This window comes from Marinicrinis sediminis, from assembly GCF_042685085.1.
Taxonomy (GTDB): domain Bacteria; phylum Bacillota; class Bacilli; order Paenibacillales; family KCTC-33676; genus Marinicrinis; species Marinicrinis sediminis.
Genome location: NZ_JBHUMM010000037.1, coordinates 58,484 through 83,014 on the forward strand (window position 1 = coordinate 58,484; position 24,531 = coordinate 83,014).

The following is a 24,531-nucleotide window of genomic DNA, read 5'->3' on the forward strand; positions in this document are numbered from 1 at the left end:
TGTTCATCCCATTTTCCTTTCAACGTCCCATCATGACTTGAATGGCTTGTATCGCATCTTCTTAATACCATTTTCATCCCTTTCCCAATACTGTAACATACGATCACTACAAGGATGACTAACCATTCTGTAACCTCCAGATTGAGAACGGATGCTACCAACCATACTACAATACCTAACCAACCACCCCACCAAAATGAGTATCCCACATAATTTAAAACAGGGGTATGAATATAGAAGTATGTTCACCCTCATTGAGGTAAGGGGTCCATGAAAGTAAAAAAACTGTTCCGCAAGCCGGGTTGCGACTTGAAGAACAGTTTGATTTTGATTCGCCTGATGTTCCCATACACACATACACATTGACATATACATGCATTCACTTATACATGCCTGGACGCCTGCTCGACTACAGGTTTTTCTTATTGCGCAGGAATGTCGGAATGTCCAGTTGATCAGAAGATGGAGACGCTGAATTGCCAAACGGACGAAGGCCTCCTGATTTCTCCTGCTCAGACGGGGCGCTCGATGGACGTCGTGCCGGCTCCGCTGGTGTAGCTGGCGCCTTATGCTCGAATCCGGTAGCGATGACCGTCACCTTGATGGCATCCTTCATCTCGTCATCAATGATCGCACCGAAGATCATGTTCACTTCGATATCCGAGGCTCCTGTAACCATCTCCACCGCTTCATTGACTTCAAACAGGCTCAGGTTGGAACCGCCTGTAATGTTCATAATCACGCCGCGCGCTCCTTCGATGGAGGTTTCCAGCAGCGGGCTCATGATCGCTTTCTTGGCAGCCTCGGAAGCTCTGTTCTCTCCCGTTGCTTCCCCAATACCCATCAGGGCAGAACCACGCTCAGACATGATGGTTTTGACATCCGCGAAGTCGAGGTTAATCAGGCCTGGTACAGCGATGAGATCGGAGATCCCCTGTACAGCCTGGCGAAGTACATTGTCTGCCTCACGGAAAGCTTCGACCATCGGCGTTTTCTTGTCCACAATCTCGAGCAGTCGGTCATTCGGAATAATGATGAGCGTGTCCACTTTTTCTCTCAGAGCGGCAATTCCCTGTTCCGCCTGATTGCTGCGTTTTCTTCCCTCGAAGGTAAACGGTCTGGTCACGACCCCAACGGTTAATGCGCCGCATTCTCTTGCAATCTCGGCAATCACCGCTGCCGCACCGGTTCCAGTTCCGCCGCCCATTCCGGCTGTAACGAATACCATGTCCGCTCCACTAAGGGCTTCCATAATCTGTTCTCTGGATTCTTCCGCTGCTTTTTTTCCGATATCCGGATTGGCACCTGCACCCAATCCTCTTGTAAGCTTCTCGCCAATTTGCATCTTGATGGAAGAATGAGAGAAGTTCAGTGCTTGCGCATCGGTGTTTACTGTAATAAATTCAACGCCCTTTACGCCAAATTCGATCATGCGATTGACAGCATTGCTGCCGCCACCACCGACGCCGATGACTTTAATTGAGGCCAGCTGATTTTGTTCCATATCAAACTCTAGCATATCGGTCATAATCCTCCTACCTGAACGAATAGTTTTTGTCATCCCTATGTTGCATCACGCTTGTCCTATTCGAATCGATTTCGTCATTGTTTAATGGTGCAAGGTTTTAGATAAATTCACTAAACCAGTTCTTGAATTTTTCCATCACGCCTTGCTTTTGCTTGCTGGCAGCCGGCTTGGCCTTTTTGGCAGCCGGAGCACTCGCTGGAGCCGAATTGCTGCTCTTGCCTTTTGCCGCAGACTTCAAGGCATATTGGATCATGCCCACCCCATTGGTATAGGACGGATCACGAACGCCGATATAATCCGGAACCGCAATACGCACAGACGTTTGCAGCACCTGCTGGGCTGCCGTCAGCATCGCAGGCATCATGACGGTACCACCCGTTAGCACATAGCCGCCTGCGAGCTCTTTGCCACCCAGTCGATGAACTTCCGCCTGAATCAGCTCGAAGATCTCGCACACGCGCGGTTCCACAATATTCGCCAAGTCGACCTGGCTAAACTCTTTTTCCGAGTTGCTGCCTAACCGAGGAACCTTGAACTTTTGATCCGCCTCGGATTCTTCAATCAGGGCACAACCGTACTTCATTTTGATCATTTCCGCCATTTCCGTTTGGGTGCGCAGTCCAATCGAGATGTCATTGGTGATGTATTCGCCCCCAATCGGCAGGGTTGAGGTGGCGGTCAAATTGCCATTTTTGAATATCGCAATGGTCGTCGCTCCTGCCCCGACATCGACCAGCGCAGTTCCCATTGCTTTCTCATCCCTTGATAGTGCAATCTGGCAGGATGCGAGGGAAGAGAGAACAAGGCCCGACACTTCCAGATCTGCTTTTTCCACACATCGAAGCAGATTATGTACGGCTGTCTTTGCTCCCGTAATAATGGTCGCCTCGACCTCCAGACGAACGCCGATCATGCCATGTGGATCATGGATGCCTTCCAGTCCATCTACCAGAAACTGCTTGGGTACGATGCCGATGATCTCCCGCTCAGGAGGTAAGGCGATGACTTTGGCTGCCTGCAGCACCCGGTCAATATCTTCATATCCGATCTCACGGTCTTCATTGGATACGGCCACTACTCCGTGACTGGATTGAAGGCCAATATGATTGCCTGAAATACCGACATATACATTTGTGATTTCGATCCCAACCATGCGCTCCGCATGGTCCACCGCACTCCGGATGGATTGAACCGTCTGATCTATATCAACGATAGCTCCCTTACGGATGCCTTGGGAATCTGCTGAACCTACACCCACTATATTGATCGAGCCATTATTCAACTCTCCAATGATGGCTCTTACTTTGGATGTACCGATGTCTAAACTCACGATGATGTCATTGCTGCTCAATCCGTGGCACCTCCTGTTTTCAGCGTATTGCTTGCATTTATTCGTATATCCTATTACATATTCCACACAAGAGAGGTATTCCCTCTTTTTGCAACAATATTTTTATTGGAAAGCCATTTTTTTGAAGGAACGCTCTGCTGCCAACAGACGGACAACTCTGCATCCCTGTTTAGTAACACAAGTTTATCATTTTTCATTTTCTTTTTATAGAGCCTTTCAGAAAACTTTTTCGTGCGAAATCTCACTCTAGCTCTTCCGCTTGAAGTGTTGTAGGACTATCGTCCTGCTGCTCATCACCGGGAAAAGGACGATGAATGATGGCTTCCAGCAGGGTAATTTCTCCTGTTCGCGTTCCCTGCTTCCTCAGCTCCTCAATAATCCCCTCCAATACGTCTATTTTGTCCTTCAAATAGTCGATCGTCGTGACGACCTCGAATTGGGAGCGGGTATAAAGTAGGATTTTATCTTCATAAGAGGACGTAGCAGGCAAAGGACGAATTTCGGAAATATCCATGAGCTGTCTGGGTGGGATTTCGGCCAATACGCGAGCCAGTTTCTTCTTGCCCTCAGTCTGATCCTCCCAGCCTGTCAGGAGAGGCTTGTCCAGTTGCACACGGTCAGCGGCAGAGATCCACGCCCCGTTGGCAAGCAGGATCGTCAGCTCTCCGTCCGGCGATCCCTCATACGCAACGGCATCATGTTCCTCTACGTGAATGACCAGCTTGCCGGGAAACGATTTCTCGGTTTTGACGTTCTCGATTTCCTTGCGCTGCGTTAGATTGTCGCGCAGCTTCTGTTCATTCAGCATAAAATAGGATTCTCCGACAGTAATCCCGGACTGCGCCAGAATCTGTTCATGTGAAAGCCAGCGATTTCCTGTCACTTCAATGGATGTAATCTGGCTGAAGGAAGAGCGAAAAAACAGAACGGCCAGCAAAATGACAAAAAAACAAAAGATGAGAGCCAGCAGCCTGCGGCTTTTTTTTCTCGGTCTTTTCTGTTTTTTCATGGCCGGTATCGAGGCTTGTCCTCTGTATCCATTCATCTCTCGTCTCTCACCTCCCTCTCATCTCCTTCGCTCAGCGAAGCTTGTCCCGCATGTACATGTCCCGCAGACAGCACCTGGCTCCCCCTCCCATGAGCAGAAGGGGGAATTCCTGTACTCATGAATGTTTGACCATGGTTGGTGCTGATGCCTGACGGTACATGCGTGCGCCCAGTTTGCCGAACATCTCCTCAATGTGGTCATAGCCTCGATCAATATGATGTACCTGTTCCACCAGGGTGGTTCCTTTGGCAGCCAGGCCCGCGATGACCAGCGCTGCACCGGCTCTGAGGTCAGTGGCCTCGACGGTCGTGCCAAACAGTTGTCTGACTCCGCGAATAAAGGCGGTGTTGAGATCCACCCGGATATCTGCGCCCATTCGGTTGAGTGCATCCACGTGCTTGAATCTGCCCTCGAAGATCGTTTCCTTGATCGTGCTCATCCCGTCCGCCATGGACAGCAAGGTCATCATCTGAGCTTGCAAATCGGTAGGAAAGGCCGGGTATGGTGAGGTCACGATACGATCTACGGCCTGTGGACGTCCGGCAAATTCCACCCATATCTCATCGGCTTCCGCTTCCACTCGTACACCCGCCTTGCGCAGGACATGAATCAGGGTAAGCAGATGACCAGGCTCTACTTTCTGAAGCCGCACACTGCCTCTGGTGGTGGCAGCGGCAATCATGAGGGTCCCGGCTACGATGCGATCCGGTATCACTTCATACCGGCAGGCCTTGAAAGAACGGACGCCGTGAATGGTCAGGGTGTCCGTGCCGGCTCCCTCTACCCGGGCCCCCATCTTGTTCAGAAAATGCTGCAAATCTATAATTTCCGGCTCTCTTGCTGCATGATGAATGGTCGTGGTGCCTTCTGCTGCAGCTGCGGCCATCATAATATTTTCGGTTGCGCCAACGCTCGGGAAGTCCAGTACAATGTTGGCTCCCTTCAGCCGGGTGCATGTACAGATGATGGTCTCGCCTGTTTCTGTAATGTTGGCACCCAGTGCCTCCAGACCCTTCAAATGCAAATCAATTTTTCGCTCACCGATGGCACAGCCGCCAGGCTGATAGATTTGGACTTGCCCAAATCTAGCAAGCAGTGGACCCATTAGAAAAATGGAAGAACGCATCTGCCGCATGAGCTTTTCAGGAATGTGACTGGAGTCTACGTGAGTCGTGTCCAGTTTGATTTGACCTTTTTTGTAGGATGCCTTGCAGCCAAGCTCCTCCAGAATATCGAGCATAACCTGGATATCCAGCAAATTTGGAACATTGTCAATGATGTGAATACCTTCCACCATGATGGATGCGGCCAATATCGGCAACGCAGCATTTTTCGAGCCATGTACTTCTATGGTGCCGGTAAGAGGCTCTCCACCTTCAATGACTAATTTATCCAATGTTTCACCTCCGAATTAACGCTCACCGACCATTAGGACTTCTGTTTCAAGCTCGACTCCGTATTGGGCTGCAATGGTTGCCTTGATTCGTTCAATAAGGGTGAGAACATCGATCGCTGTTGCATTTCCGGTGTTTACGATAAAATTGGCATGCTGCCTCGACACTTCAGCCCCTCCGCAACGGGTCCCCTTCAGGCCGGCATCTTCAATCAGCTTGGCAGCATAATGACCTTCCGGGTTTCGAAAGACGCTTCCGGCGCAAGCCATTTGAAGCGGCTGTGTGCGGAGGCGACGATCCTTGTAGCTGGCCATGGAAGCCGCAATCTCCTTGCGATCTCCATATTCAAGTTTGAAAACCGCCTCGATGACAATGCCGGGTACACGTTGAAGCAGTGAATGACGATAGGAGAACGCCAGATCTTCCGCAGAATAGGTCACCCGTTCTCCGGTTTCCAGCAACACCTCAGCACTTTGTAAGATTCGTGATACATCCGATCCGTGGGCTCCCGCATTCATGTATACGGCTCCCCCAACCGTACCCGGAATGCCTCCCGCGTATTCGAGGCCTGTTAACCCCTGCTTTCCAGCCATCACTGAAAGCTTGATGAACGAGTAGGCTCCTCCGACCCGAACGATCTCGTCTTCGAAAACGAGGTTTTCAAACTCGGTACCGAGCTTGATGACCGCTCCACGGATGCCCCGGTCAGATACCAGCGTGTTCGATCCGCGGCCAATGAGCGTCCAGGGTATGCCATGTTGACGCAAAATGCGCACTGCCGCCTGCAATTCCTCAGCATGATGAACCAGCATGAAGATGTCAGCCGGTCCTCCGATTTTCCACGTGGTATGTTCCGCCAGTGACTCCTGAACTCGCACATCCTGAATATGAGCCTGCAGCTCTTGAATGACTTCCTGCATGGGTAAACCTCCTAAATGAAACTATGGAACCACATACTGATTAGATGATCACGAGTATATGGTATACTATGAAATCCATCGGTCAGGTGTGACAATCGCCCAGCCCAACCTGCATGGTTATAAACGGTAGGTATGTGTCTCATATACGGGTAGTGCTACCTGGCATATCTCGATATATTAAGCAGGATGCCAAGCCCTGTGAGCAGAAGCGTCAGAGACGATCCGCCCGCACTGATCAGCGGTAACGTAATCCCGGTAACAGGCATCATCCCGATGACCACTCCGATGTTAATGACAACCTGTACGGCGATAATGCCCGTAATCCCGACGGCCAGAAAACTGCCAAAGGCGTCCGGTGCCATAATGGCCGTTCGCATTCCCTTCCATACGAGAATCATAAACAGAACCAGTACGAACGAGCCGCCGATAAATCCTAACTCCTCTGCGATAATCGAGAAGATGAAGTCGGTTTGCGGTTCGGGCAAATAACTGTACTTTTGGCGGCTCATGCCAAGACCCAGACCAAAAATCTTGCCAGGTCCGATGGCATAGAGGGATTGAATCGCCTGATACCCGGCCCCCAACGGGTCCTGCCAGGGGTCCATAAAGGCGGTAATGCGTTTCAATCGATACGGCGCAGCAATGATCAATCCGATGAGTCCTGCTGCACCGACAAGCGCCAAGCCTGCCAAATGAGAGATTCTTGCCCCAGCCGCAAAGATAACGAAGAAGGACGCACCAACGAGTACAGCGCCGGTGCCCAAATCGGGCTGCAGCATGATCAGGCCGAAGGCTGCACCTACGAGCAATAGCGGGGGCAGCAAGCCTTTCCGAAAATCGGTGATCTCCTGTTTGCGATCGGCAAACAGACAAGCCAGAAACAAAATCATACCCAGCTTCATAAACTCGGAAGGCTGGATGCCAAACGCTCCGATGCCCAGCCAGCTTCTGGCTCCGCCACGCACGACCCCGATACCGGGAATCAAGACGAGCAGCAGTAGTACGAAGCAGGCAATCAGGGCGATCTTAGAGAATCGCTTCCAGACCCAGTAATCGGTATTCATCGTGACATGCATCGCTGCAATGCCAAGCACGGCAAAGATCAACTGCCGTTTCAGATAAAAATAAGAATCGCCGTAATCATGAAAAGCGTTGACGGCACTTGCACTATATACCATCATAACGCCAATCGCCAGCAAAAGGTAGGTGGAAATCAATAACATTGCATCGGGAGCAGTACGGTTCTTGGCCATGGTTTAAACACCCTCTTGTCTCATAACTTGAGGGGGACAAACCAAGGCTTGGATACCCCCCTTTTACAAGTTATGCACCGCGTCTTTAAAAATGCGTCCCCGTTGCTCATAGGTGGCAAACATGTCCCAGCTCGCGCAGGCGGGTGAAAGCAGGATTACATCGCCGTCAGATGCCATCTCAAAGGCCAGTCCAACCGCTTGTTCCAAGGCTTCCTTCACATTTTCCTTCCTATCATTATCGACGAGTTTCACAAGAGGCAACCCCGCCTGAGCGGCCACTGCTTCTAATTTGTGCCGGGTTTGTCCCAATGCGACTATTCCCTTCAGCTTATCTCTGAAATACGGCAGCAGCTCCATATAGTCCGAGCCTCGATCCAGCCCGCCCGCAATCAAAATGACGGGTTCGTCAAAGGCTTCAATCGCCTTGATCGTAGAGGTGGGATTGGTCGCCTTGGAATCGTTGTAGAAGGTCACTCCCTGCTTGGTCGTTACACGTTCCTGCCGGTGCTCGACACCTGAGAAGCTTACCAGTTCCTCCCGTATTACGGGAATCGAAACCCCAATCGAAAGGGCTGCACAGGAGGCAGCGAGTGCATTCTCCAGATTATGCGCACCCTTCAGTCCGATTCGGGAAACCTCCACCACTGTGTGATCCGTTCCCTCTTGATCGCGATAAACGACCATCGGCTCCTGACCGCTGTGATCGATCCACATACCATGCGGAACTTCCGATGTGGAAGAAAACCACACCACCTGCCCACGCAGTCCCTCGATCCATTCACCAGAAAATCCGGCATCCTGATTGAGGATCGCAATATCCTCATCCGTTTGATTCGCAAACAGCTTTTCCTTGGACTGTTTGTAGTCATCCCACGTATGATGATAATCGAGATGCGTTTCATACAAATTGAGCAAAATCGCGACTTTCGGATGAAAATCGTGCGTTCCTTTCAACTGAAAACTGCTTAATTCGGCTACGATCCATTGATCATCAGTAGCTTGCTGGGCAGCCTCGCACAGTGGGGTGCCGATATTTCCGGCAACGATCGGCTGTTTGCCTGCCTGACGCAGCATTTGGCCAATCCAGGTCGTAGTGGTCGTCTTTCCGTTGGAACCGGTAATGCCGATCATCGGTGCCTCGGTCAGAAAACCGGCCACCTCTACCTCGGTCACAACCTCAATGCCCAGCTGCAGCGCCCGCTGCACCGGCTCTACCTCATAGGGAATGCCGGGATTTTTCACCACCAGGGCGGTCTGAGCGGAGATCAGATCGTCGGGATGCCCGCCGCACAACACCTTGATGCCCTGTGCCTCCAAATCGTCAGCTTCGGGACATTCCGAGCGCGGTTTCCGATCATTGATGACCACTTGCGCCCCGTATTGTTGAAATACCCTGGCTACAGCCTGTCCGCTGCGTGCCATGCCCAGGATCACAACCTCTTGATTCCGATATTGATCGGGATGATTCATTGCCTACAACCCCTCATGTAAGAACAGCCCAAAACCTGCAAATAGCAGTCCGGCTATCCAGAATGTGATGACCACGCGCCACTCCGACCATCCGACCAGTTCGTAATGGTGATGGATCGGACTCATTTTGAAGATTCGCTTGCCTCTCGTCTTGAAGGACAGCACTTGCAGGATAACGGAAGCAATCTCGATCACAAATACCCCGCCGATCAGCAGTACCAGCACTTCGGTCTTGGTTAAAATCGCTGCCGCTGCCAGTCCCCCTCCGATTCCGAGCGAGCCGGTATCGCCCATAAACACTTTTGCCGGATGGGCGTTGAACACGAGAAAGCCCAGCACGGCCCCTATCATGGCGGCTGAGAAAATAGCCGTTTCATTCTCCGTCATCATCATGGCGATGACCGTCATCGCACCAAAGGCAATCGCACTCGTGCCGGACAGGAGACCATCCAGTCCATCGGTAAAATTGACCGCATTGGACAGTCCCAGCATCAACAGGATGACAAACAGATAATACAGCCAGCCGAGCGGAATATGCCAGTCTACGCCAGGAACGATAATATCCGTGCTGTGATCCATCCGGTAGAGCATGACGCACACGACCACCGAGAAGAACAACTGTCCGAACAGCTTTTGCATGGCGGTCAGTCCCAGGGATCGCTTGAATACGATCTTGATATAATCATCGAGAAACCCGATCAGTCCATAACCCAGGGATGCGATAAGCAATATATAAAAATCCATGGAACGCGGTTCGGCAAATCGAAAAAATGCCAGCGTCAAGGCCAGCATAATAATGATGCCACCCATAGTGGGAGTGCCTTTTTTCTTTTGGTGAGCCTGAGGGCCTTCTTCTCGAATCTGCTGCCCGAATTTCATTCTGCGCAGCAAAGGAATGAACAGCGGGCCTACAATGACCGCCAGTAAAAAAGATATACCCATGGTTAACATAATTGCCGAAAATTCCATCGTCCTTACCTCTCATTCACTCTGTCTTCTCTCGCTATTTGATACCGTCTATCACTTCTTCCAGCTTCATCCCGCGGGAACCCTTGACTAGCACAATCGTGTCTTTGTCCGCTTTTGCCTGAAGCGCCTCGATCAGATGCTGTTTGCTCGCAAAGCATTGCACCGCTTCTAAAGGATACCTGTTCGATGCTTCCTCCGCAATATATTCAGCCAGGGGACCAAATGTATACACCCAATCAATCTTTTTCGGATCGAGAATTTGCCCAATCTCACGATGATATTCGTTTTCCTTCTCTCCCAGCTCCAGCATATCGCCAAGCACGACGCCCTTATGTCGATACCCCGGCATTTCACTCACTAACTCGATCGCCGCTTTCATGGAAGCGGGACTGGCATTATAGCAATCGTTCAGGATGGTCAGTCCGCTCTCTTTTTGCAGCTTTTCAATACGCATCCCGGTAATTTTGGCCTGCTTCAGCCCGCGCACCACATCTTTTTCGGAAACGCCCATGTACTTGCAAACAGCAATGGCCGCGATCGCGTTAATGACGTTGTGCTTGCCGAGCAAGGGAATGCGGTAGGCAGACAGCCCGTGCGTATTCAGCATAAACAGCGTAGACGCTTCCTCTTGCATCATGCTGATCGGATACAGATCATTTTCCGTACTTTCCCCGAAGGAAATGTATTTTAATGCGGCATGCTCCTCCTGATCGAAGAGGGAGCGGATCAGCGGTTCATCGCCGGGAAACACGAACAGACCATCCGGCTTCATCCTGCTCAGAATTTCCAGCTTGGCCCGGGCAATCTCCTCGCGACTTCCGAGCTGGAGCAGATGAGCTTCTCCAATATTGGTGATGATCGCCGCTTCAGGCTGAGCAAGTTCAGAGAGCAGCTCAATCTCTCCCCTTCCGCTCATTCCCATCTCAAGTACCGCCATTTCCACCTTCTCATCCATACTAAGAATGGTCAATGGCAGGCCGATATGATTATTGTAATTGCCATCTGTCTTATGTACGTGATACGTCGTTTCGAGAATCGCAGCGACCAGGTCTTTGGTTGTGGTCTTCCCGTTGCTCCCTGTTACGCCGATGACACGCGCCTGATGCTGTCTGCGGTACGATGCCGCCAACTGCTGCAAGGCCAGCAGCGTATCCTGGACTCTGACGAGCGGGATTCCTTCCGGCGGCTGACCTTGATCCTCCTGCCAGAGCGCGGCACTGGCTCCCTTCTCGATCGCTTGTGCCACGAAATCATGGCCATTAAAATGCTCTCCGACGAGCGGGATGAAAAGGCAGCCTTCCTGAATGTTTCTGGAATCTGTTTGAACGCCAGTGATCCGCTGCTCCCCGGGACCGAAGAGTTCCGCGTCTTCGATCATCTGCTGAATCTCAATGAGTGTTCGTTTGATCAATGCACCAATCTCCTTATCGCTTCTTTTGCCACCAGTCGATCATCAAAATCATGGCGCACGCCATGGATCTCCTGATACGTTTCGTGTCCTTTTCCAGCGATCAGAATGACATCCCCTGCCGTTGCCATGTGAATCGCCTTTTCAATCGCCTGTTTGCGATCCGGTTCGATCTCATACTGCTGCCGGGACAATCCGGCCTTTTGCACACCTGGCTCGATATCGGTCAGGATGCGGCCCGGGTCTTCGGTTCTTGGATTATCCGATGTGATCCAGACATAGTCACTGTACGTTCCGGCCATCTCGCCCATGATCGGTCGCTTGCCGCGATCCCGATCTCCCCCGCAACCGAACACCGTGATGATACGACCCTCTGCAAGCTCCTGGATCGTCTTCAGCACATTCTCGAGACTGTCCGGGGTATGCGCATAGTCTACAATGACCAGAAAGTCCTGACCTTCCTGCACGGCCTCAAACCGGCCGTTCACGCCTGCGATCGATTGCAGGGAACGATGGATGGCATCCAGATCAATCCCTTCTGCCAGCGCCGCTGTGATCGCAGCGAGTGCATTATAGACACTAAACTTACCCATTAACTTCAAGGTAAACGTCCTATTTCCTGCAAAGCTCTCCAGGGAAAAAGTGGTTCCTTCCTGGGTCATGCGAATCTGGGTAGCCCGAACATCAGCAGGTTGATCGATACCGTAGGTCAGCACTTGCGCTGCCGTGACCTTTGCAAAGTCACGACTAGCCGGATCATCGGCGTTGAGAACCGCAAATTGCTGCTCCGATGCCGTGGTTGCATAGGCATTGCCCAGCCGGGAAAACAGAAGACTCTTGGCTGCCCGATACTGCTCCATCGTCTCATGGAAATCGAGATGGTCCTGCGTTAGATTGGTGAAAATCGCCGTCTTGAAATGGCAGCCCTTCACGCGGCCAAGCTCCAGTGCATGACTGGATACTTCCATTACACCATATTCACACCCGGCATCGAGCATTCGCTTTAAATTTTGCTGCAGCTCCAGCGCTTCCTGGGTTGTATTTTTGGCTTCGACGGTTTCATTGCCAATTTTCATCTGAATGGTACCCATGATTCCAGTCTGTTTCTGTTGATCAGACAAGATTTGATCCAGTAAATATGTAATCGTCGTTTTTCCATTTGTTCCGGTTACCCCGATCAGCTTCAGTTTCTGACTCGGATATTGATAGAAATGATTCGCCACCCTGGCCATGGCAAAACGGGAGTCCGATACGATCAGCTGCGGAACCTCAACTTCGAGCTCTCTCTCGGTCAGCAAAGCCACAGCACCGGCCTGGATCGCCTGTTCGGCATACAAGTGACCATCTGTCTGATAACCAACCAGACAAATAAAGAGGTCTCCAGCCTGTACCTTGCGCGAATCGGTCTGTATGCCGGAAATCTCGATTTCAGCCTGATGCGTGACGCGGCTCGTTAATAAAAGGTCTGCCAGTTCCTGAAGTTTCATGCCTATTCCTCCTTGAATCGTTTCATTTCTTGTCTGTCGCAAAGAGCATAACAAATCTAAAATGTCAGGAATCATACTTCTTGACGAAACTAAAATATCAGGATTCGTACTTCTTGACGAAATAAATATGTCAGGATTCTTACTTCTTGATGAATTTAGAAAGTCGGGAACCGATCGTTTTGCGATGGAGTCGGCTCCTTCTCCTTTTCCTGCTTCTGTCCTTTTCCATCCAGCGGCGACTGGTCGGACATAAAAATACGAATCGTTGAGCCTTTCTCGTTTCGCGTACCCGGTTTCGGCGCTTGACTCGTGACATATTTGCCTGAACCGGATTTAACAAGTGTAAAGTCCATATTCATCATTTCATAAATTTCACTCGCTGTCATCCCGATCAGATCAGGAACCTCAACAACAGGCGTTTCGCCGTATCCGTATTTGCGGGGAATTTGTTCGTTTCTCGGTTCAATGCCCATATATCGGAGCGAGTCCTCAAGCATATTTTTGACGATTGGAGCTGCAATCAACCCTCCGAATTGCAAACCTTTCGGATCGTCCACCGCTGTATAGATGATAATTTGCGGATCATCAGCCGGAGCAAATCCGACGAATGAGACAATGTGCTCATCCTTGGAATACCGTCCATTGATGACTTTCTGCGCCGTACCGGTCTTACCACCCACACGGTAGCCATCAATAAAGGCATTTTTCCCGGTTCCCTGGGCCACGACACTCTCCAGCGTTTCCCTCACCTGTTTGGAGGTTTTCTCGGACACGACCTGGCGGACTAGCTCCGGTTCAATCTCTTCGACCGTCTCGCCGCTTTCGGGATGAATCCACGCTTTGGCAAGATGAGGCTTATAAAGTTTACCCCCATTTATGGACGCTGAAACAGCGGCAATCTGCTGAATCGGTGTGACACTGACCCCCTGCCCGAATGACGTCGTGGCCAATTCGACCGGACCTACTCGATCCAGCTTGAACAGGATGCCATTTTCCTCTCCGCCCAGATCAATGCCTGTCTTCTCACCGAACCCGAATTTCTGGATATAGTCAAACAATGTTTCCTTGCCAAGCCGCTGTCCCAACACAACAAATCCAGGGTTGCAGGAGTTTTGCACGACCTCCTGAAAGGTCTCGCTGCCATGTCCGCCCTTTTTCCAGCATCTCAACTTGGCTCCGGCCACTTCAATAAAGCCCGGATCATGAAAATGCTCGTCCTGCAGATTGACTTTGCCTTCTTCCAGCGCAGCCGCCAGGGTGATAATTTTGAAGGTCGAACCGGGCTCATATGTCATCCAGATGGGCAGGTTGCGATTGTACACTTCAGACGGATATTCACTAAAGCGGGCCGGCTCATAATCAGGTCGAGAGGCCATGGCCAAGATCTCGCCCGTTTTCGGGTCCATGGCAATCGAGATGATCTGCTTGGCCTGATAGCGTACCATTGCCTGATCCAGTTCTCGCTCCATAATCGTCTGAATATGCTTGTCGAGGGTAAGTTGCAGATTCAAGCCGTCTCTAGGCGGAATGTATTCAGATGAAGTACCGGGAATCTCCCTGCCTTTGGCGTCCGCCAAAAAAGAAACCGAGCCTGCTGCTCCTTGCAAATGACTGTCATAGCTCAGCTCAATGCCGGTCAAGCCCTGATTGTCTATGCCGGTGAATCCAAGGACATGGGCCGCAAGGTTATCGTAAGGATAGTAGCGCTGATTGTCTTCAGCCACCACAATTCCCGGAAGATTAAGGGCTCTGATTTCCTGCGCCTTTTCATTGGATATCTTCCTTCCCCCCGGCTGGATTCGAACGATCAGTTGTCTTTTCGTAATCTGCTCCTGGACTTTTGCGGGCTGCAGGTCCAAAACCTGTGCCAGCTGCTTCGCTGTTTGTTCCGGCTCCTTGACTTGCGCCGGGATCGCCAAGACGGACGGCGAGGTCGTATTATAGGCGAGCCGAACCCCGTTCCGGTCCAGGATTTCTCCCCGCTTGGCTGTAAACGGAATATTTCTACGCCAGGATTCTTCGGCTTTCTCCGAAAGTTCCGTTCCCTGCCATATCTGGACATAGCCTAGCCGCAAGATGAGAGAGCTGAACAACAAGGTTACGCCCATCACCATCAGGAGCAAGCGTCTCCGTGTCGTTGAACTGGAAACTCGCATACCCGTATTCCTCCTCTATCGATACTGTTCATAGAACAGCGTATTCGTAGAAGAGGATGGATAGAACAAGCCATAACGGCAATGAGAACGAAAAAGTTGAAGGTCCAAAACCGCTCATTCCGGTTCTGAATCCTTCAACTGCATGTCCCTATTCAGGTGCCAAAGTCTGCTCCGCAGCATTGTCCGTTTCCGCATCATCCCCGCTGGAATCCGCAGCGGCCTCAGCAGATGCATCCCTGTCTCTCATCGTACGCAGCTGCACATGCAGCTTGCGATCCGGGCCGGCACCAGAAGTTTGCTGCTTCGCGACATACCCCTGTCCTTCAAAGGTGAGTTCCACGTTCAGCATATTGGATATGGTGACGGCATCACGCAGTGATTTTCCGGTCAGATCCGGAATTTCGATCTGCGCCGGATCTTCCGTTAACCCATACATTCGTTGTCCTGGCACCATTTCTGTCCCTTCCAGAGGAAATTGAGCCAGAACGGTGCGGCCATCCCCTATCCATTCCACTTCGATCTGCGCCTGTGACAGCTCATTATCAGCGACAGCGGTTTGCATGCCGATGAGGTTCGGTGCGGGACTTACGCTTTGGTTCTGACTGTCATCTGCGTCCTCGCCTCCCTGTTCCGCTACTCCGAGATAACGCAGTGATTTGGCCATGATGTCCTTAAAAGCGGTAGAAACGACCTGGCTGCCGTTACGGTAGTCCCCGCCCAGATCCGGTTCATCCGCAATCACGATGAGCGCAATTTCCGGATCTTCCACCGGAGCGAATCCGATGAACGAGACCACGTATTCACCATCGGCATATTTGCCGTTAATGACCTTTTGTGCCGTACCGGTTTTTCCGGCCATGCGGTATCCATCCAGATACGCAAGTCTTCCAGTTCCTTCCTCTTGATCGGCAATAACCTGTTCCAGGTAGAGGCTGGTTTCCTTCGCTGCTTGCTCGGAGACGACTCTCCGTACCGTTTGCGGTTCTATCTTCTCCACGGTCTTGCCAGTTGCCGGATCGATGACTTCCTTAACCAGATAAGGCTTCTTCAGTTCACCGCCGTTGGCAATAGCCGAGATCGCGGCAATTTGCTGAATCGGCGTCACCTGAACGAGACCCTGACCAAAGGTAGCGGTGGCCACCTCGGTTGCAATCCAGTTGCGGAATCCGATATTTCCCTTGGATTCGCCATGCAGATCGATGCCCGTCCCTGTACCGAAGCCAAAAGCATCGATATAGTGACGCAATTTCTCTGCGCCGAGCTGTTCATAACCGAGCTTGACGAAGGCAACGTTACTCGATTTCTTCAAGCCGGACAGATACGAAATTTCGCCCCAGCCTCTTCCGTAGTTGTGGTCCTTGATCAGCGACCCCGCTACGTTTATCGTACCAGACTGATACGTATCATGCGGGTTGAACAGATTTTCCTCTACGGCTGCGGCCAACGTCACAATTTTGAAGGTTGAACCGGGCTCATACAGCGAGTAAATGGAGCGGTTGAGCAAGTCTTCATACCCGTCAATCGCCCAGTACCGATTCGGATCAAAAGTCGGGAAATTGGCCATGGCCAAAATTTCCATCGTGTCCGGATCTGCTGCGATCGCCATGACACTTTCAGGCTGATAGGTCTCGTAGACGTTTTCCAGCGCCTGTTCCATGAAGAGCTGAATCTTCTCATCAATCGTCAACTTGATAGACTGACCGTTCTGCGGGGGAATCAATTCCACCTCGCCATTCGGCAATTCATAGCCGAGTCGATCCCGCTCATAGTTGATCTGACCTGGAATGCCCTTCAATATTTCGTCATAGTAGAGCTCGACTCCCGCCTGCGCCTCCCCTTCCAGATTCGTATAGCCGAGCAAGTGAGAAGCCAGTTGATTGACAGGATAATAGCGTTTTTTCTCTTCCAGCAAATAGATGCCGGTCAGTTTTTTGTCCTCGGCTTGCGACTGGATGGCCCTTGCCTTGTCCGGATCGATCTTCCACCCTTCCTTGCGAATCTCGCGGTGGACATAGAAATCCCCTTTTTTATTCTTGGCCGTCACGATTTGCTCCAGCTTGTTTCGGCTGTCAGCATCATTCATCTCCAAAATTGGCGCGAGCAGTTCAATGACCTCATCGGCCGTGCCGTTCGCGTGAATCAGCTTCGGATTGACGGCCACCGTATAGGCCGCTGCATCCTGGGCCAGTACCTGTCCATTGCGATCATAGACCGTACCTCGCTTGGGGAGCAGCATTCGGCTCGACTCCCACACTTCCTTCGCCTCCGACATCAGGGCAGAAGCAGATACCACCTGTATCCAGTAAACGCGTCCGATCACCGTAGCGAACAATACCGAGATCAGCAAACCTGCCAGCAGGGAGCGAATTTTGATTTTTCGATTCATGCGATTCAACTCTCTTCCCCTCTTGCTTCGTGGACATGAACATTCGGCTTATCTCACCTATCCCGATTTCAGACCACGATTATTCCGGCTTCACCTGCTTGACCGTTTCCTCATTCACATAGATAAATCCCATTTGTTCACCAAGGGAGACCAGACGTTTCGGTTCTTTCAGGGCTCTGGCCTGAAGCTGAAGGGTGTCGTTATTGGATTCAATCACCCGAATTTGCTTTTCCATCTCTTGTATTCTCGTATTGACATCATAGATTTGCGCATACTTAAAGATAATTGAGCCTGCTACGGCCACGCAGATCATCACCGTAAACAAATAGAGCAATTTTTCCGCCATCGGAATCGTGTAGATACGCTTTACGACTTTCTTGGTCTCTCTTATCCGCGTTGTCTGCTGCTTCTTCCTCTGAGGTTCCAGGGCCAGATTGCCATCATAATAAGGGGACATCCATCATTCTCCTCTCTCTGAATCAGATGTTCTTCTCTGCCACTCGGAGCTTGGCGGATCTGGCTCTGGGATTGTCGGCCAGTTCATCGTCGCTCGGCAATATCGGCTTTCGTTTAATCGGTTTCAAGATTTCTACTTTTTTGCACACACACATCGGAAAATCAGGCGGACAGGTACACCCCTGATTGTATTTGGCGAAAATTTGCTTGCACATGCGATCTTCCAGAGAATGAAAGGTGATGACACTGATGCGTCCGCCAGGGGCCAGGCAGTCTATGGCAGCCTCCAGCGCTTCGGCAAAGGCGCCCAGTTCATCATTGACCTCGATGCGAATGGCCTGAAACGTCCGTTTGGCTGGATGAGGCCCCGTCCTTCTGGCAGCGGCGGGAATGCTGTTCTTGATCAATTCGACCAGTTCACCCGTCGTTTCAATGGGCTTGTCTTCCCTCGCTTTTACGATGTTTTTAGCGATTTTCCTGGAAAATTTCTCTTCCCCGTATTTGTATATGAGATCGGCCAGTTTGCGTTCATCGTATTCATTGACAACGCGATAGGCGGTCAAGGGAGCATGCTGATCCATCCGCATATCCAGCGGCGCATCATGATTGTAGCTGAATCCGCGATCTGCTTCATCCAGCTGCGGAGATGACACCCCGAGATCAAACAAGATGCCCTGGACAGCAGGCACGCCGTCTTGCTTCGGCACCTGCTCCATTTCCTCCAAAACTTGACGTAAATACCGAAAATTCGACTTCACGAGCCGAATCCGATCCTGATAAGGAGCCAGACGCTGAGATGCATGAGTCAAAGCCGTGTCGTCCTGATCCAAACCGATCAACAGTCCATTCTTATTCAATTGGGATGCAATGGACTCGCTGTGTCCTGCCCCGCCAAGGGTGCAATCGACATAGATGCCTTCTGGTCGTATGTTCAGTCCAGTCACTGCTTCTTCCTTCAATACCGTGATGTGATGAAACAAGTGTCTTCCTCCTAAAAATTAAAATCCAAATCTACAAGCTTTTCGGCAATCTCATTAAAGGACTCTTCGGAAGCGTGGGCATAGTTCTCCCATTCTTCCTTGCTCCAGATCTCAACCCGATTGGAGACCCCAATGACGACCGCCTGATTGCTCAATTTTCCATGTTCTCTCAAATTGGCAGGTATATTTACTCTTCCCTGTTTATCCAGCTCACATTCCGTAGCGCCGGAAAAGAAAAACCGGGTAAAGGCCCTTGCATCTGCCTTCATCAGTGGAAGTGCCTTGAGCTTCTGCTCGAGTACCTTCCATTCTTCCTGGGGATAGACAAACAGACAGTGGTCCAGGCCGCGGGTGATGACAAAAGTAGAACCCAATGTATCACGAAATTTGGCAGGCACAATCATGCGCCCTTTCTCATCCACGCTGTGATGATATTCACCCATGAACATTCGGTTCCCCCCCTTTCCATCCCCAACACACCACTTTACCCCACTTTGCCCCACTCAAATCGTAAAGATTCGCCACAAACAACAAAAATCCTGCTCAGCAGCAGGATTTTTGTTCAAGTCTCTTTCTCTTGTTTTTTATTCAGCCTTTGTTCGCTCCGGCCTTTAGTCCCTCTATGATATACTTCTGCAACATCATGAATAACAGGGTGATCGGAATGGCGACAAGCACCGCCCCGGCTGCAAAAGTCGTGAATTCATTATTCTCCCGACCGCTTACCATTTCGAACAATCCGATGGCCAGCGTCTTATTCTCATCGGAACGAAGAACTAGACGGGCGAAAATAAAATCCATCCAAGGTCCTATGAAGTTAGAGACGGCAATAAAGGTCAACATGGGAACGGAGAGCGGGAGCATGACCTTGATGAAGATGGTCGTGCTTGAAGCGCCATCAATTTTGGCTGCTTCCTCCAGGCTGCGAGGCAAGCCGTCGAAGTACCCTTTCACGATCCAGGCACCGAACGGAATGGAACCGCCTGCATACACCAGAATCAGTCCCCAGTGGTTATCCAGCAGATTCATTTGCAGCAGCAAGATATAGATCGCAATCATGCCCATGAAGGACGGAAACATCTGCAGGACGAGCATAGCCATCAGGCCCTGCCTCCGCCCGGGAAATCGAAAGCGGGAGAAGGCATAGGCAGACGTCACGACGAGGACGGTGGACAGGATCATGTTCATGACCGCGATGAACAGCGTGTTTTTATACCAGAGCAGGTAGTCTTTCTCCGTAAATAAATAGGTGTAATGTGACAGGGTAAGCCGCTCTGGCAAATAGCTAGTGGCACTGATCGAATCCCCGGGATTCATGGACCCCAGGACAATCCACAAGATGGGATACAGGACAACAACGGCCGTGATGCCCAGCACGATATAAATGACTGTTAATAATACATGCTGTTTCACTGAGTAGGCCAGGGTCGTTTTGGGGCGTTGGCGATATCCGTTATTTGTATTCGTCATTGAATCATATCCTCTTCTTTAAAGGCTCGGGTTCGGCGGAAATTGTAGATGGAAAAAGAGGCGATGAAGACAAAGATGATAATCGATACCACCGAAGCCATATTGAACTGATTCTGCTCCAGGGTGAGCTTGTAGATCCAGGAGATCAGAATATCCGTGGAACCCGCATAGCTATAGGCCATGTTGACAGGTCCCCCCTCTGTAAACAGGTAAATAATATTGAAGTTGTTGAAGTTCCCTGCAAAGCTCATGATCAGCAGCGGGGCCGTGGCAAACATGACCAGCGGCAGGGTAATGCCGGTGAACTTCTGCCAGGCACTTGCCCCATCCACCTCGGCTGCTTCATACAGGTCCTTGTCAATATTGGTCAGCACGCCAGACATGAGGGCCAACCAGAAGGGAAAGCCGATCCACGTATTGACGGCGATGAGGGCGAATTTCGCCCAGAACGGGTCGGACAACCAGGGGATCGGGTCCAGGCCGATTGCGGTCAAATATTCATTAAGCGGACCGAACTGGCCATTGAAAAAATTTCGAAAGATCAGGATGGAAACAAAGGCGGGAATCGCCCAAGGCAAAATAAAGATCGTGCGCCACATTCGCTTCAGCCGCACCGGCTTGTGGTTGATGACAACGGCATAAAACAGGCCGGTAAAATAGGTTGTAACCGTCGAGATCAGCGCCCAGATGACCGTCCACATCACGACACCCTTGAACGTATGACTCCAGGTTTTCAGTTGAAACAGCTTCTGAAAGCTCTCGAATCCGACCCAGTCCACCAGATGCTTTGGCGGCAGATGATGTGGACCGGAGTAATTGGTGAAGGCGATCAGAATCCCGAACAACAAGGGCAGAATCGTCAGGAACAGCGTGAAAAACAAGGCCGGCATAAGCAGCAGGTACGCATAGCCTTTATCCCAGATGTGAAGCAGGGATTGCTTGAAGGTCCGCACGGACAAGCCCTGCACCCTTCTCTTTCCGGCCTGGTCAGCATCCCGGATGTTCAGCAGATAGATGCCGATCACGATGAGCAGCACCAGTAGATAGATAATCCCTTCGATCATGAGGAAGATCGAATGGTCTCCCTGTTCGACGATCCGTCCACGCTGACGAATCTGCTCCTGCGTACCAAGCGTGATAAAGTCCATCATCCCCTGCCACAATCGCTGGCTCCAGAAAATGAGCAGGTACAGCTCAAACAGGGTGAACAGCAGTCCCTTGATGTATTGCCGATGGTAGAGCTGACCCAGACCCATAAACAAGGCAGACAGCACGGTTCCTGTCACTCTGTGGGACCGAAATGAACGGGGAGTGGCATTTCGATTAGACGTCAATGCCTGCTCCCTCCTTTCGATTGATTTGGATGGTTCGATTGATTTGGATGGTTCGATTGATTGGTTTGATTGATCACTGACGCAACGCAGCCCTTACTCAGACAAAGAGATAGCATCCTCAATCTGCTGCAAGGCAGCATCAAGAAGCGGCTTCGGATCAGACTGTTCGTTCCACAAGGTCGCAAAGGCATTGCCTACCGGGTCCCACACCACGGACATTTGAGGAATATTTGGCATCGGTACGGCAGAGCTGGCCTGGGCGAGGAAACCGCTAGCGATTTCATCACTTTTGATCTGCTCATTTTCAAGCAAGCTCTTGCGAGGCGGCAACTGACCGGACAGTTCGTACTTTTTGAGCAGCATGTCTTCACTGGTGGCAAATTTGGCATACAGAGAAGCCGCTTCCGGATATTCGGAATAGGCGTTGACATAATAGGCACGGACACCAGAGAAGCTGATTGGCTGTTTGCCATTATCCAGTTTCGGAAGTGGAGCCACGCCAAATGAAACGCCCGATTCCTTCAAGGCCGCGATTGCCCATGGCCCATTAATATCAAACATCAGCTTGCCTTCCGTAAAGAGGGTTTCCTTCAGCCCGTAGTTAATATCTTCATTCTTCAGTGGGAGAATCTCTTCATGAATGCGCTGCATAAGTTTGGCAGCCTGAACCGTGCCTTCATTATTCAGGCCGATGTCATCCTTATTGGTGTTGTTGTCACCAAACACATAGCCGCCATATCCTGCAATGAAGCCATGCAGGAAGTAGAGATTGCCGACTTCCATCATGAAACCGTACCGATCGTTGGCCAGATCATTGAACGCCTTGGCCTGCTCAATCAGCTCATCCATGGTGGCTGGCGGGGTTTCGACCAGATCCTTGTTATAGATCAGCGCGTAGGTGTCGATCGCAGTGGGATAGCCATAGAGCACCCCTTCCATCGTCGTCCCGATCACGGAAGCTTCCAGGAAGTTCTCGCGGTACTCCTCTGCATAGAAGTTCTCCAGAATGAGCCCTGAGGCCACCAGAGAACCGATCTGGTCATGTGGTGCGAGGAAGACATCTGCGCCAAGTCCAGCTGGACCATCTGTTTGCAATTTGGTCGGCGCATCCGATTGCGACACTTCCTGCACTTCGACCGGAATGCCATATTCATCGGTGAACTTCTCCGCTACAAATTGGGCCCACTCCAGGTCCGATCCTCCATTGTCCCAAACGATCAGGCTGGCATCCTCTTCAATTGGTGGAGCTTCCAGTACCGCCTCTTCATCCGGTGAAGCCTCTGCATTCTCCGCTCCGTTGCTTGTGGATACGTTTTCATTTTGTTCGTTGGAAGCAGATTCCCCATTCTCATTGTTGCTGCAAGCCGCCATACTCCAGATGAGCAGCACGCACATCAACAACAATCCCAAGCTTTTTCTTCCGATCATCGCGTATTTCCCCCTTGTAAAATAATCTGACGCATACGTAAGCGCTTACGCTTTCGTATATGGTACAGTCCCATTGTATGAATCGACGGGACGGATCATGCCTGCTGCCGGAGACCATATTTTATGACACAAAAAAATCCCTCCCAGCATCCGGAGAGGATGACTGGAAGGGATTTGAGTCGTTCGTATACTAACGCGTTTCTTATTCGGACCAGCTGTCCAGGTATTTCGCCTGTTCATCCGTCAGCTTGTCAATGCTGTAGCCGAGGGAAGACAACTTGATGCGGGCAACCTGCTCATCAATTTCATAAGGAACATTTACGACATGCGGACCGACTGCTTCATACTGGTCGTTGACATATTTAAGCGACATAGCTTGCAGAGCAAAGGTCATGTCCATAATCTCTGCCGGGTGACCGTCTCCTGCGGCGAGGTTCACCAGACGACCTTCCGCCAGTAAGTACACTTTCTTGCCATTGTTAAGTACATATTCTTCAATATTGCGGCGAACGGTACGCTTGGATTGCGTTCTCTGATCCAGCTCGACTTTGTTAATTTCAATATCAAAGTGACCGGCATTGGAGAGAATCGCGCCGTCTTTCATCACATCATAGTGCTCACCGCGAATGACATCCTTGTTGCCCGTAACGGTGACGAAGTAGTCTCCTACTTTCGCAGCTTCGACCATTGGCATAACTGTGAAGCCGTCCATATGTGCTTCTACAGCCTTGATGGCATCTACTTCCGTAACCACGACCTGGGCACCCAGACCTTTCGCACGCATGGCCACGCCTTTTCCGCACCATCCATATCCGATTACGACAACCGTCTTGCCCGCAACGACAAGGTTGGTGGTGCGGTTGATGCCGTCCCATACAGACTGGCCGGTGCCGTAACGATTATCGAACAAATATTTGCAGTAAGCATCATTCACCGCAATCATCGGGAATTGCAGCTTGCCTTCTTTCTCCAGCGCTTTCAGGCGCAGGATACCGGTTGTCGTTTCCTCTGCTCCACCACGAACCTGTGGCAACAAATCTTGACGCTCGGAATGAAGAATGGTAACCAGGTCACCACCATCGTCAATAATCAGGTCAGGTTTGGTTTCCAGCGTCTTCATCAGATGCTCCCGATACTCTTCCTCGGAAGGATTGTATTTGGCAAATACGGTAATCCCGTCTTCCACCAGCGCTGCACACACATCATCCTGAGTGGATAGCGGATTGGAGCCTGTGATGGTCACTTCTGCCCCACCTGCTTGTACCACTTTAGCCAAATAAGCGGTTTTGGCCTCCAGATGAAGGGAAATGGCCACTTTCAGACCCTTGAAAGGCTGCTCCGCTTCAAACTGATCACGGATGCTGTTGAGAACAGGCATGTGGGCCTGCACCCAATCAATCTTCAATTTCCCCTCCGGTGCTAATGATGGATCGGTGATGATGCTTTCGTTCACTTTCTGAGACATTACTTCTCCTCCTCGTACGATTTTCCTT

General features: G+C 51.0%; 19 protein-coding genes. All 19 read right to left on the reverse strand.

Going from position 1 to position 24,531, the window contains the following annotated elements; translation table 11 throughout:
- Positions 1 to 409 precede the first annotated feature (409 nt).
- Positions 410 to 1,519 carry a cell division protein FtsZ gene (gene ftsZ / locus ACFSUC_RS12110; protein ID WP_379929862.1) on the reverse strand — a complete coding sequence of 370 codons (1,110 nt, stop codon included), beginning with the start codon at positions 1,517 to 1,519 and terminating at the stop codon, positions 410 to 412.
- Between the two features lie 106 nt (positions 1,520 to 1,625).
- A complete protein-coding gene (ftsA, locus tag ACFSUC_RS12115) occupies positions 1,626 to 2,879 on the reverse strand; it encodes a cell division protein FtsA (protein ID WP_379929863.1) in 1,254 nt (417 codons plus the stop codon).
- Positions 2,880 to 3,120: 241 nt separating this feature from the next.
- Positions 3,121 to 3,924 (reverse strand): cell division protein FtsQ/DivIB, encoded by an 804-nt coding sequence (locus ACFSUC_RS12120; RefSeq protein ID WP_379929865.1) that lies wholly within the window; start codon positions 3,922 to 3,924, stop codon positions 3,121 to 3,123.
- A gap of 118 nt (positions 3,925 to 4,042) precedes the next feature.
- A complete protein-coding gene (gene murA / locus ACFSUC_RS12125) occupies positions 4,043 to 5,323 on the reverse strand; it encodes a UDP-N-acetylglucosamine 1-carboxyvinyltransferase (RefSeq protein WP_379929866.1) in 1,281 nt (426 codons plus the stop codon).
- A 15-nt stretch (positions 5,324 to 5,338) separates the two neighbouring features.
- Positions 5,339 to 6,241 carry a UDP-N-acetylmuramate dehydrogenase gene (gene murB / locus ACFSUC_RS12130; RefSeq protein WP_379929867.1) on the reverse strand — a complete coding sequence of 301 codons (903 nt, stop codon included), beginning with the start codon at positions 6,239 to 6,241 and terminating at the stop codon, positions 5,339 to 5,341.
- 155 nt (positions 6,242 to 6,396) lie between these two features.
- Complete coding sequence (gene spoVE / locus ACFSUC_RS12135) at positions 6,397 to 7,494, reverse strand: stage V sporulation protein E (RefSeq protein WP_379929868.1); 1,098 nt, start codon at positions 7,492 to 7,494, stop codon at positions 6,397 to 6,399.
- A 63-nt stretch (positions 7,495 to 7,557) separates the two neighbouring features.
- Positions 7,558 to 8,964, reverse strand: coding sequence for a UDP-N-acetylmuramoyl-L-alanine--D-glutamate ligase (murD, locus tag ACFSUC_RS12140; RefSeq protein ID WP_379929869.1), 1,407 nt, complete (start codon positions 8,962 to 8,964; stop codon positions 7,558 to 7,560).
- A 3-nt stretch (positions 8,965 to 8,967) separates the two neighbouring features.
- Entirely contained in the window at positions 8,968 to 9,933 is a 966-nt protein-coding gene (gene mraY / locus ACFSUC_RS12145; RefSeq protein ID WP_379929870.1) for a phospho-N-acetylmuramoyl-pentapeptide-transferase, read from the reverse strand.
- Between the two features lie 34 nt (positions 9,934 to 9,967).
- Positions 9,968 to 11,344, reverse strand: coding sequence for a UDP-N-acetylmuramoyl-tripeptide--D-alanyl-D-alanine ligase (locus ACFSUC_RS12150; protein WP_379929872.1), 1,377 nt, complete (start codon positions 11,342 to 11,344; stop codon positions 9,968 to 9,970).
- Positions 11,341 to 12,828 (reverse strand): UDP-N-acetylmuramoyl-L-alanyl-D-glutamate--2,6-diaminopimelate ligase, encoded by a 1,488-nt coding sequence (locus ACFSUC_RS12155; protein ID WP_379929873.1) that lies wholly within the window; start codon positions 12,826 to 12,828, stop codon positions 11,341 to 11,343. The genes ACFSUC_RS12150 and ACFSUC_RS12155 overlap by 4 nt, the downstream gene beginning before the upstream one ends.
- 155 nt (positions 12,829 to 12,983) lie before the next feature.
- Positions 12,984 to 14,984, reverse strand: a complete 2,001-nt coding sequence (locus ACFSUC_RS12160) for a stage V sporulation protein D (protein WP_379929874.1) — start codon at positions 14,982 to 14,984, stop codon at positions 12,984 to 12,986.
- Between the two features lie 148 nt (positions 14,985 to 15,132).
- A complete protein-coding gene (locus tag ACFSUC_RS12165; RefSeq protein ID WP_379929876.1) occupies positions 15,133 to 17,370 on the reverse strand; it encodes a penicillin-binding transpeptidase domain-containing protein in 2,238 nt (745 codons plus the stop codon).
- A 79-nt stretch (positions 17,371 to 17,449) separates the two neighbouring features.
- On the reverse strand, positions 17,450 to 17,827 hold the full coding sequence (locus ACFSUC_RS12170; protein ID WP_379929877.1) for a cell division protein FtsL: 378 nt from the start codon (positions 17,825 to 17,827) through the stop codon (positions 17,450 to 17,452).
- Between the two features lie 22 nt (positions 17,828 to 17,849).
- On the reverse strand, positions 17,850 to 18,806 hold the full coding sequence (rsmH, locus tag ACFSUC_RS12175; RefSeq protein ID WP_379929878.1) for a 16S rRNA (cytosine(1402)-N(4))-methyltransferase RsmH: 957 nt from the start codon (positions 18,804 to 18,806) through the stop codon (positions 17,850 to 17,852).
- Between the two features lie 11 nt (positions 18,807 to 18,817).
- Entirely contained in the window at positions 18,818 to 19,255 is a 438-nt protein-coding gene (gene mraZ / locus ACFSUC_RS12180; protein WP_379929880.1) for a division/cell wall cluster transcriptional repressor MraZ, read from the reverse strand.
- A gap of 139 nt (positions 19,256 to 19,394) precedes the next feature.
- A complete protein-coding gene (locus tag ACFSUC_RS12185; RefSeq protein ID WP_379929881.1) occupies positions 19,395 to 20,276 on the reverse strand; it encodes a sugar ABC transporter permease in 882 nt (293 codons plus the stop codon).
- Positions 20,273 to 21,610, reverse strand: a complete 1,338-nt coding sequence (locus tag ACFSUC_RS12190) for a carbohydrate ABC transporter permease (RefSeq protein WP_379929882.1) — start codon at positions 21,608 to 21,610, stop codon at positions 20,273 to 20,275. Before ACFSUC_RS12190 ends, ACFSUC_RS12185 begins: the two co-directional genes overlap by 4 nt.
- Positions 21,611 to 21,703: 93 nt before the next feature.
- On the reverse strand, positions 21,704 to 23,038 hold the full coding sequence (locus tag ACFSUC_RS12195) for a sugar ABC transporter substrate-binding protein (protein WP_379929883.1): 1,335 nt from the start codon (positions 23,036 to 23,038) through the stop codon (positions 21,704 to 21,706).
- 202 nt (positions 23,039 to 23,240) lie between these two features.
- Positions 23,241 to 24,503, reverse strand: a complete 1,263-nt coding sequence (locus ACFSUC_RS12200; RefSeq protein ID WP_379929884.1) for an adenosylhomocysteinase — start codon at positions 24,501 to 24,503, stop codon at positions 23,241 to 23,243.
- Positions 24,504 to 24,531: the final 28 nt, after the last annotated feature.